13 protein-coding genes and 1 tRNA gene are annotated in these 18,288 nt (G+C 45.3%); 7 read left to right on the top strand and 7 right to left on the bottom strand.

The features are described 5' to 3' along the window. Window positions 1-35 precede the first annotated feature (35 nt). The 3 genes from G3569_RS12525 to G3569_RS12515 are packed head-to-tail and all read right to left on the bottom strand — an operon-like array spanning window position 36 to window position 5,895. A complete protein-coding gene (locus tag G3569_RS12525) occupies window positions 36-1,358 on the bottom strand; it encodes a Gfo/Idh/MocA family protein (protein ID WP_205720190.1) in 1,323 nt (440 codons plus the stop codon). Between the two features lie 42 nt (window positions 1,359-1,400). Next, window positions 1,401-2,909 carry a RagB/SusD family nutrient uptake outer membrane protein gene (locus tag G3569_RS12520; protein ID WP_165269629.1) on the bottom strand — a complete coding sequence of 503 codons (1,509 nt, stop codon included), beginning with the start codon at window positions 2,907-2,909 and terminating at the stop codon, window positions 1,401-1,403. 52 nt (window positions 2,910-2,961) lie between these two features. Beyond that, on the bottom strand, window positions 2,962-5,895 hold the full coding sequence (locus G3569_RS12515) for a SusC/RagA family TonB-linked outer membrane protein (RefSeq protein ID WP_165269627.1): 2,934 nt from the start codon (window positions 5,893-5,895) through the stop codon (window positions 2,962-2,964). A 221-nt stretch (window positions 5,896-6,116) separates the two neighbouring features. Between G3569_RS12515 and G3569_RS12510 the strand changes: the two genes are divergently transcribed. From G3569_RS12510 to G3569_RS12485, 6 genes are read left to right on the top strand one after another with little or no spacing between them, the layout of a single operon-like run. Further along, a complete protein-coding gene (locus G3569_RS12510; RefSeq protein ID WP_165269625.1) occupies window positions 6,117-7,304 on the top strand; it encodes an SIS domain-containing protein in 1,188 nt (395 codons plus the stop codon). 4 nt (window positions 7,305-7,308) lie between these two features. After that, window positions 7,309-8,232, top strand: coding sequence for a 1-phosphofructokinase family hexose kinase (locus tag G3569_RS12505; protein ID WP_165269623.1), 924 nt, complete (start codon window positions 7,309-7,311; stop codon window positions 8,230-8,232). A 5-nt stretch (window positions 8,233-8,237) separates the two neighbouring features. After that, complete coding sequence (locus G3569_RS12500; RefSeq protein ID WP_165269621.1) at window positions 8,238-9,212, top strand: carbohydrate kinase family protein; 975 nt, start codon at window positions 8,238-8,240, stop codon at window positions 9,210-9,212. Next, entirely contained in the window at window positions 9,196-10,017 is an 822-nt protein-coding gene (locus G3569_RS12495; RefSeq protein ID WP_165269619.1) for a class II fructose-bisphosphate aldolase, read from the top strand. The genes G3569_RS12500 and G3569_RS12495 overlap by 17 nt, the downstream gene beginning before the upstream one ends. Beyond that, complete coding sequence (locus tag G3569_RS12490) at window positions 10,014-11,018, top strand: amidohydrolase family protein (RefSeq protein WP_205720189.1); 1,005 nt, start codon at window positions 10,014-10,016, stop codon at window positions 11,016-11,018. Before G3569_RS12495 ends, G3569_RS12490 begins: the two co-directional genes overlap by 4 nt. 18 nt (window positions 11,019-11,036) lie before the next feature. Beyond that, the gene (locus tag G3569_RS12485) at window positions 11,037-12,830 is read left to right on the top strand and encodes a sodium:solute symporter family protein (protein ID WP_165269617.1); all 1,794 of its coding nucleotides are present in this window, start codon (window positions 11,037-11,039) and stop codon (window positions 12,828-12,830) included. Between the two features lie 10 nt (window positions 12,831-12,840). Here G3569_RS12485 and agaR read toward each other — a convergent pair whose 3' ends face one another. From agaR to G3569_RS12465, 4 genes are all read right to left on the bottom strand, one after another. Continuing rightward, a complete protein-coding gene (agaR, locus tag G3569_RS12480) occupies window positions 12,841-13,605 on the bottom strand; it encodes a transcriptional repressor AgaR (protein WP_165269615.1) in 765 nt (254 codons plus the stop codon). A gap of 75 nt (window positions 13,606-13,680) precedes the next feature. Continuing rightward, a complete protein-coding gene (locus G3569_RS12475; protein WP_205720188.1) occupies window positions 13,681-15,030 on the bottom strand; it encodes a DUF3472 domain-containing protein in 1,350 nt (449 codons plus the stop codon). A gap of 274 nt (window positions 15,031-15,304) precedes the next feature. Beyond that, window positions 15,305-16,039 carry a transposase gene (locus tag G3569_RS12470; protein WP_205720187.1) on the bottom strand — a complete coding sequence of 245 codons (735 nt, stop codon included), beginning with the start codon at window positions 16,037-16,039 and terminating at the stop codon, window positions 15,305-15,307. 269 nt (window positions 16,040-16,308) lie between these two features. Further along, a tRNA-Val gene (locus G3569_RS12465) sits at window positions 16,309-16,382 on the bottom strand. A gap of 565 nt (window positions 16,383-16,947) precedes the next feature. On the opposite strand from G3569_RS12465, the gene G3569_RS12460 reads away from it, so the two are divergent. Next, window positions 16,948-18,258 carry an acetyl-CoA C-acyltransferase gene (locus G3569_RS12460; protein WP_165269613.1) on the top strand — a complete coding sequence of 437 codons (1,311 nt, stop codon included), beginning with the start codon at window positions 16,948-16,950 and terminating at the stop codon, window positions 18,256-18,258. Window positions 18,259-18,288 lie beyond the last annotated feature (30 nt).

The raw sequence follows: 18,288 nt of genomic DNA, 5'->3' as shown, positions 1-18,288 counted from the left end.
TTCGCTCACTTATCAGACAGCGCAAACGCTATCGATTAAAATTTTCCGTTGGGATCAAAAATACGATTATTTTCAATCCATTTTCCGCCCGTAAAGTCAGGGAACTCTACCGGCGCACCACCTTCTGCAATAGACTGTTCAGACAGTGGAGAAATCACACTCCATGCAGCCGCATCATACACATCCTGCGGAGTTGGTACTTGATTCTTAATAGCCTCCACAAATGCATTGCGCACGAAATAATCCATACCACCATGACCCGACCCTTCTGCTTCGCGCTCATGGCGTTTCCACAATTCAGAATCGAACTCGTCTTGGTACTTATCAAACTCCTCCCAGCGATGGGCGTTACTGCGTCCCCTGATATGTACTGCATCACGCTCCATCTGCCAGATACCGTTGGTACCCTGTGCTCTGAAACCCAGTGAGTAAGGTCGTGGGAGCGTAGTATCAAACGTAATAATGATCGTCTCCCCATTGGCCGTAGTTATCGTTGATGTAACGATATCCCCGGTTTTCCAGTCTACCTCTTCATTGGGATGATCTTTCCCGCCGTAATACTCGATATGGCTCTCCAGGCCTTTAGCTTTAGTAGCATTGGCCGTTAGCTTCACAAACCGGTTGCCCCGATTAATATCCAACCAATGGGCTACAGGACCGATACCATGGGTAGGATAATGATCTCCATTTCGCTTCTTATAGTGCTCTGTCCGCCAACTTGAAACACTGCCCGTACCGGGACCATATTCCAGATCATCATTAAAAATATAGGGGGTCAGGTCGTGCTGGTATCCACAACGGGCGTGGATCATCTCTCCAAACAAACCTTCACGCACCATATTAAGGATGGCCATCACATCACGGCGATAACACACGTTCTCCAGCATCATACAGGGCATACCGGTGCGTTCAGACACCTGTACCAACTCCCAGCAATCTTCGATAGTAAGAGCAGCAGGTACTTCAACCCCGGCATATTTCCCATTTTCCATGGCTGCAACAGCCTGCCGCGTATGATATACCCACGGAGATGCGATAATCACACCGTCAATATCATCGCGCTGGCAAAGCTTGGTATAATCCTCCTCATTCAAATACCCATCCGGGCGGTCCTGCCCCGCCTTTTCAACCATATCCAGGGCACGGTTCAGGTTTTCTTTTTTGGGATCCAAAATTGCGTTGACTTCCACATCATCACGATTAAGAATACCCTGCAGGTGGCTGGTCCCGCGGGCCCCTACCCCCAAAAACCCAAGTGACACCGTACGATCATCTTTCCCCACTAGCGTTGAAAAGGGTGCTAAAGAGAGCCCCAGCCCGGTAAGGGCTGAGGTTTTAATAAAGTCTTTACGATTCATCTTCTTTCCCATTTGGCCAAATATTTCTTTTTAAAAATCTAGTTATGGATTTTGCTCTAAATTCTCGTTCAGCTGCATCTCGCTTTCCGGGATAAAGAACACCACGCGAGGATCACTCGGCTGTATAACCTGGGTTGTCTGTCCCGGATCAAGGTGTGTGCCCGGATAGTTCCGCTCTATCGGTCGATCATTTCTTAACAGATCATACTTACGGTGGCCTTCAAAAGCAAGTTCAAGACGACGCTCTTCCAGCACTACATCCAGCAGCGAAGAGTGGTGCTTGTAATTACCCACCGTATACAACTCGCTGCCCGATAAACCGGCACGTTTGCGTATACGATTTACATCATCAATAACAGCCTGATCATTATTACCAATCTTAGCATTTGCTTCGGCCCGATTCAAGTACATTTCTGCCAAACGCAGTACCACCGGCGAACTCAGCGAAACGATACCACTCTGGTATGAGAATTTATTCACATAATATTTAGGATAACCGTTACGCTTCTCCAGTACCGGATCCCCATTGGGATCAGTTATAATATTACCGTCGTCATCTCGCTTATATTGCGGTTCGATGAAAGCATGCCGGGCATCATCCTCGTACCGCCCCAATGCATCACGGTACGATTCTGAGGCATACATCTCGCCCCAACCAACGCCATCATCACCTTTTAGGTACATTGATCCGATATTACCATACCCGTGGTCGTTTTCCTCGGTATGTTTAATAGCAAAGATCGTTTCCGGGTTATTTTCATTTGGAATCGTAAAGTATTCACGGAAGGTCGGGGTATCAACAAGCTGGTACCTGTTAGAATTGATAACCTTATTAGCATATTCTCTAGCCAGCTTATTCTTATCCATGTTCAAATATACTCTGGATAACAGGGCATAAGCTGCCTCAGTAGAGGCAAAACTGCTATTCTTTTGTTTAGTCATCAAAGAGGCAGCAGTCTTCAGATCATCAATAATAAAGTCATAAACCTCTGCCACCGTTGCTCGCTTAGGACGCTTCTCAACATCCGTAAAATCTACGATTGGTACCCCAAGGTTCTGTTGGGGATTTTGAACATACGGCCGACCAAATATACTCACCAGCTGATGATGTACCATTGCTCGTAAAAACAGGTTCTCTCCTTTAATCTGATCATACTCAGTTGAGGATTGATCTCCAATGGCATCTATAACCTTATTAGCTCCTGCTATAATTTTATATCCATCTCGCCATAAACGTTCGGCGTTACCCATATTTTTGATATGCTCATAATTATAAGCATAAAACAGGGGATCGGTAGTAGTTCCAGCTAGAGATACATTATCTCCAGGAAACTCATTCATATAAAACAGGTGCTTGGCATAATAATAGTAGCTGTCGCCCCCAACCAAAACTTGATAATTACCGCGCGTGGCGGCCTCCAACCCCTGAACAGTGTCAAGGGCCTGTTCACTGGACTTACCATCATAAGGATGGGTAGCTAAATCGCAGCTACTCAACACAAACAGCATTAGTCCGCATATTCCAATTAGTATTTTTTTTACGTCTTTCATATTACTGTATATCAAAGAATTCATAATTATATCCCTCACGCTTTACTTGTATTTAAAGTCCTAATTCAATACCCATCAGGTATTTTTTGCTAATTGGATACTTAGTGCCGGCATATCCTCCAATACCGACCTCCGGATCCATACCCGAAAAGTTTGTCAGTGTTACTAAATTATCACCACTCACAAATATCCGTGCAGAACGGATACCAACTCCCTCTAATAAAGAACTGGGCAATGAATAAGAGAGCGATACATTTTGCAATCGCAGGTAAGAGCCATCTTCCAGATAGCGTGAAGAAGGCTTGTTAGATTGTTTGTTGCCTCCGAATATTGGTTTTGGATGAGTAGCATCATCGCCGGCCTGTTGCCAACGGCTCCAGCCATCTTTCAAGACCATCTGGTTATAGGTGGCGTAAGCTCCATCCGAATCAAATAGCTCGCGCGCCGAATGATATATCTTATTGCCATATACAAAGTTAATAAAGGTATTCAACCGTACTCCTTTGTATTCTACAACATTTCGCAAACCACCGCTAAAGTCCGGTGAAGCAGATCCTACCTTCTGAAGCGTAGCTTGGTTGTAGTTATTGGTTGTTTCTTCTGAAATCACATTGCCGTCAGCATCTTTCGTCTGTTTAACCCACAGCGGATCGCCATTATCTGGGTCCACACCGGCCCATTCGCGCATATACCATGTTCGCAGCTCACTGCCTTCCATAATACGCTGCAGACCGTTGGGAATATCTTCCCCATCGTTAAGCGAAAGCACCGTATTACTATTGAACGAAATATTAAAGTCTGTTGTCCAGCTAAGAGCTGATTGGATATTCTGAGAACTGACTCCAATTTCAATACCCCGATTACGTACCGATCCAATATTCTTTGTTATGCTATTGAAACCTGTAGTCCCTGGTAGACGCACATTTTGAAGTAAGTCTTCATTATCTTTTTGATAAATATCCAGCGTCAGGTCCACACGATCATACAAGCTGATATCGATTCCTACGTTGGTCATTCGCGCTATCTCCCAAGTTAAATTAGGGTTGGCTATCCGATCAGGCTGGCTGGCAGGGGTACCCGCATATTGTACCGAATAGGCATAAAGTCCTTGTGCTAAATAGTTACGAATCTCTTCATCAATCATGATATCAGCATTACCGGTAGTACCATAACTGGCACGCAACTTTAAGTTGGTAATAGGTTCGATATCCGCCAGAATTTCCTCGTTGCTGATAATCCAGGAACCTCCTACGGAATAGAAATTTCCATAGCGGTTGTTATCCCCAAAACGAGAAGAACCATCGCGACGATAAGAAGCCTTTAAGAAGTAGGTCGTATCATAGTCATAGGTAAGTTGTGTTAATGCAGAAGCAAAACGACTTTCCGTTTTAAATCCTCCAATAGAAAAGGCCTCGGCGGTTACGTCCAGAATCTCTAATCCAGAGAAAATACCAATCCCGGTTCCACCCATGCCGTCGGAATAGTTTCTTTCATACTCAAAACCTGCCACACCGCTTAAGCTGTGTTTGTCAAACTCTTTACTAAAATGCAGCAAGTTTGAAGACAAAAACGAACTCGATTGCGAATAATAGTTATACAACTCTCCGCCGTTGGTACTACCTGCCGACGTTCGTTGATCCAAGAACGATTCATTCCGATAGGTAGAATAGGTAACTCTGTTGGTAGAGGTCACATACAACCAATCCGTAATGTCATATTCTGCTCGTATATTCGTCGTAAGGTTTTTCGAGTTTTCATTATTGAAGTTGTATTGCAGGGGATACATGAAGTTTGATTGATCACGACCGATCCAACTGGTTTCTTTTCCCGTTTTCAATTCTCCATTGCTGGCATAAGGCTTGTCCCACGGCATATTAATATATGACTGATACAAAGCACTGGTCGGATTATTATCACTATTCGTATATCGGCCAGACAAGCGGGCTTCTACCTTAAAGTCATCCGTAAACTGATGATCCACATTTACCCTGCCGCCAAATCGTTCATAGCCCGTAGCAATAAGGGTACCTTCTTCGTTGTAATAATTACCCGATACATAAAAGGTCGTATTCTCATTACCCCCGGAAGCTGTAGCCTCATACTTTGTTGTTACCCCCTCTCGAAAGGCAAGATCTTCCCAGTCGGTGTTAATATCTTTATAAGCCGGATCAAGGATAGGGCTATTAAATTCCTGCTGGTAATTATACAACTGCTGGCTGTTCATCACTTCAAAATTCCCATTGGTATGCCTGTTCCAGCCTGCAGTACTGCTGATATTAATCCGGGTATCACCACTGCTACCCGATTTTGTTTCAATAACTACAACTCCATTAGCAGCCCGCGAGCCATACATCGCTGTTGCGGATGCATCTTTTAGCACCGTCATCGATTTAATATCACCGGGATCTACCGTACCACCGATAACCCCATCTACGACATATAACGGACTTGCACCGGCCGAAATTGAACCTGTACCCCGAATACGGATATCTGAACCCTCACCTGGCTTACCGGTACTTTTGGTTACAAAAACACCCGTTGCCTTACCCTGCAGGGCTTCGGTAGCCGAAGAGGTTGTTACATCATTTAAATCTTCGGAACTCACCTGCACTACCGAACTGGAACTCTCTTCCTTCGACTGCTGGGTATATCCCATCACAAACACTTCTTCCAAGGCCTGTGTGGATTGAACCATCTGTACATCAATAGTTTCTCTGCCATTAACAGGAACCTCCTGTGTCTCAAACCCAATAAACGAAAAGACCAGTACCGCATCGGAACTCACGGTGAGTTCATAAGTACCATCAGCTCCTGTTGTTGTACCCCGATCACTGGATTGTACCCCCACATTTACTGCCGGTAGCGGCTCTCCATCTTCAGCAGATGTAACAATACCACGAACCGTCACATCCTGCGCCTGCAACGACAGCGTACAAAACATCAATAAAACGAAACCTATTATGGTTATTTTTTGTTTTTCAAACATATCTAGTAACTATTTTTAGCGTTTTTACTTACTAAACGAAAAAATTTAACTTCTTTTTCTTTCATTCGCTTACAATTTAAGACACTGTTAATAAAATGCAACCTTTTTATTTTCATTTTGTTTTCACTTTCTTTTTTATACATTTCAGAATCTTATTAATTGCAAATTCCCAACTAATAAGTATTTTTAAGTATTATTGAAGCTGACTAAAACTATTTCGCATGACCGACATATTTGATTCAGACATCGAAAGCCATACTCCTTCAGAGCAAACCTATACTTCCTCGGAGATACATCATCAGCCTGAAACGTGGAAAGCGACCTGGAAAAAGATCAGGCAGGAAGAAGAAACACTCTCCTCCTTTTTGAACGAGATCTTGAGGATGGAAGGGCTTAATATCATTCTTACCGGAGCCGGCTCATCTGCATTTGTGGGCAATGTTGTAGCATCTACCTGGCAAAAAGACACCGAACGCCCTGCCAAAGCTGTTCCAACAACAGACCTTGTTACTCATTGGCAAAACTACATATTACCGTCAGAACCGCTACTGCTCATCTCTTTTGCACGGTCGGGAAACAGTCCGGAGAGCACCGCCTCTATTGAACAGCTCAACAAAGGATGTGATAATGTTTTTCATCTTATTATAACTTGTAATCCGGATGGAAAACTTGCCCAAATGAAAGAAAATGAAAACACTTGTGTCTTTTTATTGCCTCAGGAGGCTGAAGATAAAAGCTTGGCCATGACCAATAGCTTTACGAGTATGGCATTGGCCGCTACGCTGATTTCTAAAATGCTCAAAACCGAAACAGATTACCTGGATACACAGGTGCATACTCTTTCCTCATACGGAAATACTGTTCTCAACAATTATGATGCGTTACTTAAAGAGGTCGCCCACGATGACTTTAATCGAATCGTATTTCTTGGGAGTGGTCCTCTTCAAGGCATTGCCAGAGAAGGGCACCTTAAAGTACAAGAACTAACCAATGGACAGGTTGTAGGAAAATTTGATTCTTTCCTCGGCTTCAGACACGGGCCCAAGGCTATTATTAATGATAATACCCTGTTGGTGTATCTTATCTCCAATAATAAAGATACAAACAGGTATGAACGCGATTTAGTCAGTCAAATCAACCAGCATAATATTGGCTTACACACGCTGGGAATCGCCGAAACTGAGTGCATTTCCTCAAATATTGACTACTGCATTACGCTGGCTGACGAACAGCAACTGGACGAAGCATTCTGGGCTATCCTCTGCACTCTCCCTGCTCAAATAATCGGTCTCCACAAATCTATAGACCTCGGCTACAATCCCGACGAACCTTCTCCCGACGGCACCATATCACGGGTGGTGGAAGGCGTTCAAATTTATAATGATTCATCCAACGAGTTAAAAGACTAGCCCGATGATACTCGCTGTCTGTGCCAACCCTTCTGTTGATGCCTTTTGGGATATTGATGAAATCAATAAGGGCACTACCAATCGTTCTGCGAATGAGCAATATTTTCCCGGGGGAAAGGGCATTCATGTGGCTTTTGCCCTGCAAGAACTGAATGAACAAGTTACTGCCCTGGGGGTCTGGGGCGGAGTTACCGGCCGATGGATACAGGAAGAATGTCATAAAAAAGATATTGCAACTATTGGTCCGGAAGTTGAAGAATGGACCCGAACCTGTATTACAAACAGATGTGATACCGACTGGGCAGATACCGAACTTTTAGGAGCAGGACCTTCATTAACGCCCGGTCAATCAAACGATTTTCTTTCCATCTATCGCAGGGCCCTAACAGAGTCAACGGTAAAGGCTGTGGTTCTGAGTGGATCTGTTCCAAAGGGCATGAGTCAAGATATCTATAAACAGATGATCACAGAAGCCCGAACACATGATATCCCGGCCTATGTTGATGCCAGTAACGATTTATTAGAACATGCCCTGGAGGCCAATCCCTTTGCTGTGCATATCAATCAGAAGGAGGGGAAAGCACTGACCGGACATAATAATCCTGTAAAAATTGCAAAATCACTCCGAAAACAGTGTCACATAGCTGCGGTAACTGCGGGGAAAGATGGATTATATCTTGCAGCAAACAATCACATTTACCACGGTCGCTATAGCATCAATAAACAGGATATCATTAGTACGATTGGTTCAGGCGACTGTCTGCTTGCCGGACTTTGTAAAGCTATTTTGACGCGCGACGATATCGAAGAATGGACGAAGCTGGCTACCGCCTGCGGCAGCGCTAATTGCATTCACCCCAAACTGGGAATGTTCAAAGCTCAAGACGTCAATAGAATTTTTAACCAGGTACGCCTTGAAATATTGTAACCACTATGGGTAAAACAGATACAAGCCCCCTTGATATTTTAGTGATCGGCGAACTCAACATGGATCTGATTCTTAATGATCTTGAAGAGTTTCCCCAACTGGGCAAAGAGAAAATAGCCAATGACTTTAATCTTACGATGGGTAGCTCTTCGGCTATTTTCGCCGCCAACTGCTCGCGACTGGAGCAGACCGTGGGCTTTTGTGGCATGGTGGGGGATGATGATTTTGGCAAGCAGATCAGGGATCAACTGTTGGCTTTCGGTGTTGATGTTCGCCACATATCCATTTCAAAAACACATAAAACGGGAATTACGGCCGTCCTGCGGTATGATGATGACCGTGCAATGGTGACCTATCCGGGGGCTATGGAACATTTTTCTCTGGCTCAAATAGATCCGGATGCATTTGAAAATGCACGGCACCTGCATATCTCCTCTCTCTTTTTACAGCCCGGTATCAAAACCGATCTATTTGATATTATTGAACGAGCCCAATCCCGGGGAATGACTACCTCGATCGATCCCCAGTGGGACCCTAAAGAACAATGGGATATAGATTTTACGAAACTGGTAGGCAGAATAGACTTTTTCTTGCCTAATGAAGATGAATTTTTGAGCATCACTGAATCTTCAACTGTCAAAGAAGGAATTAACGAGATACGTCCCCACCTCGGCGACGGTACCATCATCATAAAACAAGGTACCGAGGGCGCCACTTTTGTAAGTAGTAACGAAGTAAAAAAGATCCCCGGCTACACCAATGATACTCCCGTAGATACCGTGGGGGCCGGCGACAGCTTTGATGCAGGCTTTATCTGCCAGATTTTAAATGACACTTCTATCGAAGACAGTATTCGCTTTGGCAATATTACCGGGGCTGTTTCTACCACCGAGGCAGGAGGCACCCGAGCCATCCAAAGCCGCAAGCATGTACAAGAAATTGCAAAAAAGAAATTCTCTATTGATGACTTTACAGGATAAATTCGCACAGCTCGACCAACAAAATAAGGCCTTACTGGCCGTCAACTTTTATAACTTTGAAACGCTTTCGGCGGTACTAAAAGCGGCTGCAGCCCAAGACACAGGCATTATCCTGCAGTCCACCAAAAGTACTATCGACTACCTGGGATTAGAAATAACGGCCAAGCTCGCACGCGCCGCCATTAGCCAACATGACGTTGATGCCTGGTTGCACCTTGATCACGCCCAGGATATTGACCTTATAAAACGGGCCCTGGATGCCGGCTACGACTCCGTAATGATTGATGCCAGCGAACAGCCTATTGAAGAAAATCGAGAAGTCACCCAACAAATTGTGGAAATGGCAAAACCTTATGGGGCCAATGTGGAAGCCGAACTGGGCTACATTGCCAAATTGGGGCAATCCAAAGAGAAAGCTGCTTTCACCCAGCCCGAAGAAGCACGAGACTTTGTTGAACAAACAGGAATTGATGCCCTCGCAGTAGCTATTGGATCGGCACACGGCTTTTATGACAAAGAGCCCAACCTGGATATAGAATTATTGAATCGCATCCGGCAGGTAACACCGGCAGCCCTGGTACTGCATGGAGGATCGGGTATTCCCGACAGTCAGATACAAGAGGCAATCCGTAACGGTATCCGCAAAATTAATGTAGCTACTGAAGTAAAAAATGGTTTTATGAATACGCTGCGAGAAGAGATCCCCAATACAAAGGAGATCGACCTCCGAAAAGTATTTCCGCCGGCCATCGACCACGTACAATCACTGCTCGAAGATAAAATTGCGATGATAAACCAAGCATGATGGTATCTATTGACGATTTTCCAAAGATTGATGCTCATATTCATTTTAACGCTGACCGGAAAACGGTACCGAAGCTTGCCGATAAATATGGGTTTGACCTGCTCACTATCAATACCGAGGTGCCGGAATTCCCTCCCATCGATAAACAACAGCAGCTGGCTGTTAAATATCGAGAGACCGAAAACTGCAAGCTGTACCATGCTGCTACCATAGATACTGAAAATATTCTTGAACCGGGTTGGGCAGGCCGAGCCATAAAACAGATTAAAGAAGCCATGAATAATGGGGCCTGCGGCATCAAGTTCTGGAAAAACATTGGGATGTCCATTCAGCGTCCCGACGGTTCTTTCTTGATGTTGGATGACCCCGAGCTAAAACCGGTTTTCGAATTTCTTGAGCAACAACAGATTCCCGTACTCGGCCACCAGGGCGAACCCAAAAACTGCTGGCTTCCGGTTGAAGAAATGACCGTCCAAAGTGATAAAGACTACTTCTCTGCCCATCCCCGGTACCATATGTACAAGCATGACGAATACCCGGACTACTGGCGCCATATCGAAGCACGGGACGCCGTACTTGCTCGACATCCCCAACTGCAGTTTGTAGGACTTCATATTGCCAGCCTCGAATGGAGTCTGGACGAAGTGGAACAACGGCTCGATCGTTTTCATAACATGGCGATAGACCTGGCCGAGCGTATTTCGCACCTTTATTACCATGCCGCTGAAAATCGGGACCGAGTGATTCGATTTTTTGAAAAGTACCAGGATCGCATTATCTACGGCACCGATATTATTGATGATCCGGCTGCTGATCCGGCTGATATCATCGAAGAGTTAACACATCGGTGGGAGAGTCACTGGCAATTTTTAGCAACTAATAAAAAACTATCTTCTCCACAGGTTACCGCTCCTTTTCAAGGTCTTGCCCTCCCCCAATCAATACTTGAAAAGATCTATCGCACCAATGCCATACACTGGTATCAACTTTCACAGAAGTAGAACTCTGAGACCTCACTTATGTTACTGACTTCAATTGACTGGATAATCATAGCTGCTTATTTGGTATTCTCACTCGTTATCGGCGTTTGGGTAGCCAGACAGGCGGGCAAAGACTCAACTGAATTTTTTGCCGCCGGTAAAAATATGCCGTGGTGGCTGCTTGGTGTTTCTATGGTGGCTACGACTTTTTCAACCGATACGCCCAACCTTGTGACCGACATTGTACGTACGCAGGGCGTTGCCGGAAACTGGAGCTGGTGGGCCTTCTTACTTACCGGGATGTTAACCGTTTTTGTCTATGCCCAACTCTGGAAACGATCAGGAGTCCTAACTGATGTGGAGTTCTACGAGCTGCGCTACAGCGGTAAATCTGCGGCATTTCTGCGGGGCTTTCGCGCCGTCTATCTCGGTTTTCTGTTTAACATTATTGTAATGGCAACCGTCTCGCTGGCGGCTATTAAGCTTGGTACCGTACTCATGGGCTTAACCCCGCTCCAAACCATCCTTATTGCCGGTACCGTAACCGTTATCTACAGTTCACTCGGGGGATTAAAAGGCATCCTGATCACCGATTTCTTCCAGTTCTTTTTGTCTCTGCTGGGAGGACTGGCCGCTGCTTACTATGCCCTGCAGCATCCCGATGTTGGGGGCCTGCAAGGCCTCATCACCAATGCCGAAGTAGTACCCAAGCTCAATATCTTTCCCAACTTTAATAACCCCTCCGAAATGTTAGGCCTCCTTATTATTCCACTGGCCGTACAGTGGTGGAGTGTCTACTACCCCGGCTCAGAACCGGGCGGCGGTGGCTATATCGCCCAACGAATGTTTGCCGCAAAAAATGAAAATCACTCTGTAGGTGCCGTCTTCTTTTTCAATGCCGCCCACTTTGCCCTGCGCCCCTGGCCCTGGATTATTGTAGGGCTGGCTTCCCTGATCGTCTATCCCGATATCGCATCTTTGAAAGAAGCGTTCCCGGCCGCAGCAGGAGTCGCCGACCATGATATGGGATACCCGGCTATGCTTACCTTTCTTCCCAAAGGGTTGGTGGGATTAGTGCTGGCCTCCCTCATTGCTGCTTATATGTCAACCATATCAACACACTTAAACTGGGGATCTTCGTACCTGGTTAACGATTTTTATAAGCGATTTATACGCCCGGAATCATCCGAAAAAGAGCTGGTAACGGTCGGGCGTGTTTCTACTGTTATTCTGATGATTTTCTCCGGAGCCCTGGCACTTGGCATGCGTTCTGCACTGGATAACTTCCAGATCTTACTACAAATTGGAGCCGGCACGGGACTCATATTTATACTCCGCTGGTTTTGGTGGCGAATCAACGCAGCCAGCGAAATCGCAGCGATGATTATCTCTTTTTTAGTCGCAATCTACTTCCGGTTTTTTCATTCCTATACGGGACTACCCACACTAACCAGTTGGCAAGAACTTATTTGGGGAGTGGTTATTACCACCATCGGCTGGGTAACTACGATGTATCTCACACGTCCCACCAACCAACAACGGCTGGTTAAATTTATCGAACTTGTTAAACCCGGCGGACCCGGATGGCAAAAAGTACGGGCAAAAGCCAAAGCCAATGGATATACCATTGAACAAGAGAAAGGCGGATGGATGGTGCCCCAGGGTATACTCTGCATGGTGTTAGGCACCATCGTAATTTATGGTGCCCTGTTGGCTACGGGCTATTGGATCTATGGCAATAGCATTCCTGCTGTTACTTTAACCATTGTCACAGTCGTAGCCGGTGTTCTTCTTTATCATGCCTGGAAGAAACTCTTGAGCATACGGGATTAAGAGATAGGCTCTATACCTTTACAACTTCGATATCCCGCTTCTTGAATTTTTCCTCAAACTCAGGGGAGATCTTATCATCAGTGATAATTGCGTTAATGGGATCTAAATCACAGATAAAAGAAAAGCTGTGACGATCAAACTTTGAAGAATCCGTCACAGCTATAACGCGATTGGCTCGTTCTACCATCACACAATTTAGTTGTGCTTCCAGCGGGTTAGAGGTCGTTAGACCGTGTTCAAAATCCATTCCGTCTACTCCCAAAAAGAGCGTATCAAAATAATAATGTTTCATATTGCGCTCTGCCTCAGGCCCAACAAGCGAATAGGATTTATCACGGAGTACTCCCCCCGTCATCATCACCTCTACTCCTGATGACCCGGCCAGCTCCAACCCAATATTAAGGGCATTGGTCATGACCGTGATATTTTTCTTATCCTTGATGCGAAGTGCTATTTCGCGGGTGGTTGAACCCGAATCCAGGATTACCGATTCCCCCTCACTGATCATACCCGCCGCATACTCACCAATACGCTTCTTCTCCTCGGCATTAATTTTTTTCTTCTCTTCAATAGAGGGGTCATTATAAACATTGTTACGCAACAACGCCCCGCCGTATGTGCGGTCAATTAATCCCTTCTGCTCAAAGAAATCCAGATCATTGCGGATCGTTACCGTCGAAACATCAAACTCTTCACTCAGCTCATCGACCCGTACAGATCCTTCACTCTGGATTTTCTGTATAATCTTATTCCTTCTATCAACTGTTGATTTCATCTATTTCTTCCTGGCATTATTAAAAATCACTAATTTAATCAGCAATGCTAAGATAAGAAAAGAAATCAACTTTTTTTATTGCCCCTTTGGCAGGCTATCGAAAGAGATCTCCGGGGCAGTGCCTATAGCTTCTCTGCTAAATTCTTTTTGTAAAGGCACTCCTCCATTTTCAAAACCACCGTTTCGCAAGAAGAAAGTGTTGTCTTCCACACCGCCGGCAAAGTCAACTCGAAATCCGGAGTTTGCCATTTTATCTCCGGTGAACGTAATTTGGGTGATTTCGTGCCATGCCCCACTTTTGTCCCGCACCCACTGGTTGCCATAATGCCCTTTCCGTTTTTTATATCCATTACCGGCTATAAAGTTCTCCAGGAAAGAATAAACGCCCGTCATCCATTTATCAGTTTTGGGACGCAAGAAACTGGCAATTAGCTTCCATTCTCCCAGCTCAGGTGCATAGAAATAAGCTGTATTTATGGTGTTACCGTCGCCATCCGGCTTTACCCTGTTTAAAAATTTATATGTATTACCGACCTTCCAGGGATATACCCAATAACTCTGTCCGCCGGACCCTTCATTACCAAACTTCCCGGCCTGCACGCCATCGCCCTTTGCAAGCAGCTGTATGCGCTCATCCTCGGGAATATCATCCGGGTTATCCGTATTATGGGGACTCCAGATCGAAAACAGCACGCGCCGCTCCTGCTCTGAATTTACCTGTATTCCGAAATACCCTTCCGAAAACCCATTCGCCATAAAATAGGATCCAACCGGGTCTTCGCCCTCATGAACCGTAATCTCACTGTAAAACCACTCAATATCTTTTTCGGCCGGCAGCGTATGTTGCAGATGCACCGACGGACCTCTTCGGCCCCAGTAGAAATTATTCTCCTCATTATTCTCGATATAAGTAGCCGATGCCTGCTCGGGAAGATGTAAAATAAGGTCACTGACTTTCCCAAAACTTGTGCCGGATTTATCAATCCCCTTTAAATCGATCTGCACATATCCCTCTTTTTTAATCGGAAAGACAGGAGCTTCCGTAGCTATATAGCTGTCACTTCCAGAGATTTCTACTTCTTCTGTCCTATCCCCAGAAGTAATAGCTATTGTACTGCCAGCTGATGATAACTTAGCCCGTGCCGATACCTTAAAACTATCAGCCCCGGTAATTTTAACAAAGGTACTAAAGATGCTCTTTGAGCTACTCCACTGCTCAATGCCTTCTGTTGTTATAGATTCATTACTTTGGGTATTGGTCTGATAGGTATTGCCCCCTACCGGCACCTGAACTTCCTTTAAATATTGCTGCTGTTTTTGACCATTTACCTGCGTGTTACCGGTACACCCCAAAAGAATGGGGACTATAAATAATAAAACAACCGCTTTTACCATCTTTACGCTCGAACATAGCTGATCTCTCATTGTCACTTATCATCTTTCATTAAACTTAAAACAAAAGATATAATATTTTATTTCATTTCGAAATATATATTTTTCTTTCATTCTCTTTCCATATCTAAAATATAGCAGAGTGGGAAGCGTATGAAGGAGAAAAGCGTTTGTTAGACCCACCGTCTCACAAACAGCGGATAGGTAATTTGCTCTAAATAATCACCTAACCTGTATTGTCATCTCTAAAGGCTTTCGAAAAAACTCCCAACCCTTCAAACAACTCCATTAGCAGTGATGAGATAAATTAAACATTTCCCGGATTATTTTGATCTTCCTGCCATTGGGATGGGTTCTGGATAATATAATAGCGGATGCGTTCCAGTGAACCTTTATCCCGGATGATGTGATCATAATAATTTCGTTGCCATAACCTGCGATCGAATGGTGGAAACTGATCCTTTTTGACGCCTTTAATATATTCATTGGTGGTCATGGTTTTTAACCACTGCACGATCTTCGGAATAGACGCCTGGCGCGGTTCAAAATCCGGTTTTAACCGTTCATTACGTTCAGGGCTGATACGTGGATCAGCCCCTTCGTTTTCGGGATTTATAGCCGGTTGACTCGAATCTGATTGGGCCGAATCTGGTTGGGATGGACCTGATTGCGACGAATCTGGTTGGGGCGGATCCGCGTATCCGCCCCGATCTTGACTACCCCCTTTACCCCTGTTAACAGGCGGATCGACCTCTACAGTTTTGTCGGGATCGGTAATTTCAACGATGGCGTGAAAATGGTTAGGCATGACCTGATAAACGTCTAACCGACTGTTTGGAAATTTCTCAGGGATCTTTTTCCACCATTTATCTACGAACCGACCGGCGGTATTAAAAATCATCTTTCCATTTTTTATTTCTCCGAACCGACATTCCCGATTTTGCACGCAGAAGGTCAAAAAATACAGGCCGGGCGATGCGTAATCATGGCCCTTTAGACGAATAGAACGGCGGTTATGTTTTTTGGGATCATAAACCATCATTACTCCATTTCTATGGCTTCAGGGGCACTATTTCTCTTGATAGAATGTAACGCAACATAGCAATTTCGAAAGATTGGTCAAACCCCAGCGCTAAAAAATAGAATTTACTTTTTTTACAAAACAGGGACTCTTCACTGTTTCTTATTACCATAGGGATTTGGGCACCAGTTAGAAGGGCTGATAATTCTTGGTTCTCCAATATCTACCGAGAAAAGATTTCTACAAAAACAAAAAAGCCTCACAAGTCGATGACTTGCAAGGCTTGAGAGTGGGCGATGCAGGATTCGAACCTGCGACTTCTTCCTTGTAAGGGAAGCACTCTAAACCGCTGAGTTAATCGCCCATCAAAAAATTTTCTCCCAGAACTACCAACTCTCCGAAGCTTTATGTGCAGGAGAGTTAATCGCCCCTTTTTGAGAGAGCACAAATATACGGATTATCTACAATCTGACAAAACAATTTTTGAAACAATTTGAGAACCGGAAAATATCCCCAGTGCATTGCCAGTAAGAAAGTAAAGTCATTATCCCAGTGAATGTATCTATCGGCGTCAACGATTTTGTTATTCGTTATCAGTTATTTGTTAACTGAGATTGGATAGTGAGGCGTAGGTTATCCGTTGCACGCTAAGCCGGTCAGCCGTCCACCGTCAGCGGTCTTATTTTGAATATTTTGCCTTATTACGTAATACTTAAAAACTAAGGTCACTTACTCAGCCCAGTACTCTCAATATTGCAAACGCCCAGTTACCTGACTACATACCAAAAACAACAAATAACCACTTTCCCGATTAACCAATAACTACACTAGGTTAACACTGTTAAGTTTTCTCTTGATTTAGGGGTTGGTTTCACCCATTTTAGAGTTGTATTAACATATTCGTTGTCTTTCACTCGTACATATATATTATGGCTGATCAATCAACCAATGGATCTCAGTTAGAAGCAGTAATTGTCGACGGCGGCAGAATTCCCTTTCAGCGTTCGGGGACCGGCTACAACGACTTAATGGCCTATGACCTGGGCAGGCTGGCGGTAGAAGGCATCATCAGCCGCGCCCCTATTGATGGCGGCGATCTCGACCGGGTTATCATGGGGACGGTTATACAGGATGTTAACACCAGCAACGTAGCGCGGGAGTCGGCACTGGGCGCAGGCATCCCCAATCACGTTCCGGCCCATACAGTAACGCAAGCCTGCATCTCTTCGAACCAGGCGGTTACCAGCGCTATTAACCTGATTAAAGCGGGACAAGCCAAAGCGGTACTTGCCGGTGGAACCGAAACGATGTCCGACATCCCCATTCGCTTTCGCAAGACGTTTCGGCAAAAACTGTTGGAAGCACGTAAGTATAAATCGATCAGCGATTTTCTGAAATTTTTCAAAGGCTTACGTCCCTCCCATCTGCTGCCGGAGATCCCCGCAATCGCTGAATTTTCGACCGGCGAAACGATGGGCGAAAGCTGTGATCGGATGGCAGCCCACTTTGGTATCAGCCGTCAAGAGCAGGATGAGTATGCGCTCCGCTCGCATCAGCTGGCAGCAAAGGCAACAAATGAAGGGTGGCTCGATCCCGAGCTTCTGCCGGCAGCGGTGCCTCCCGATTTTGATACGATTGAACACGACAACACCTTTCGCGAAGATACCTCGATGGAGAAGCTGGAGAAACTCTCTCCCGCTTTTATAAAGCCGCACGGTACTATCACGGCCGGAAATTCATCGGCCTTTACCGACGGGGCTTCGGCCTCTCTCATCATGGAAAAGGAAGCTGCGCTGCAAAAAGGTATTACGCCCAAAGCTTATTTGAGGGGCTATACTTATGTAGCGCAAGACCCGGAAGATGAACTGCTGCTGGGTCCGGCGTATGCTACGCCCAAGGTGCTTGATGCTATGGGTCTGCAGCTTTCCGATATCGATGTATTTGAATTTCATGAGGCTTTTGCCGGACAGATTTTGACGGTGCTTAAAACATTAAACTCCGACACTTTTGCCCAAGAAAAGCTAGACCGCGACCAAAAGGTGGGCGAAATCCCTATGGATAAATTCAACTGCTGGGGCGGTTCCCTTTCACTGGGACACCCCTTCGGAGCTACGGGTGTCCGCCTTGTAACAACCGCAGCAAATCGCCTTCATCACGAAGACGGAGAGCTCGCACTTGTGGCCGCTTGCGCTGCAGGCGGGCAGGGACATGCCATTGTCCTGGAACGCTTTGACGGCTAATTTCAGATTCCAATTTCTTATAGACTACTA

The sequence above is a fragment of the Fodinibius halophilus genome (assembly GCF_011059105.1).
In the GTDB taxonomy this organism is placed as follows: domain Bacteria; phylum Bacteroidota; class Rhodothermia; order Balneolales; family Balneolaceae; genus Fodinibius; species Fodinibius halophilus.
Note: the sequence above shows the minus strand (reverse complement) of the source record. Positions and strands in the feature narration are given on the sequence as shown.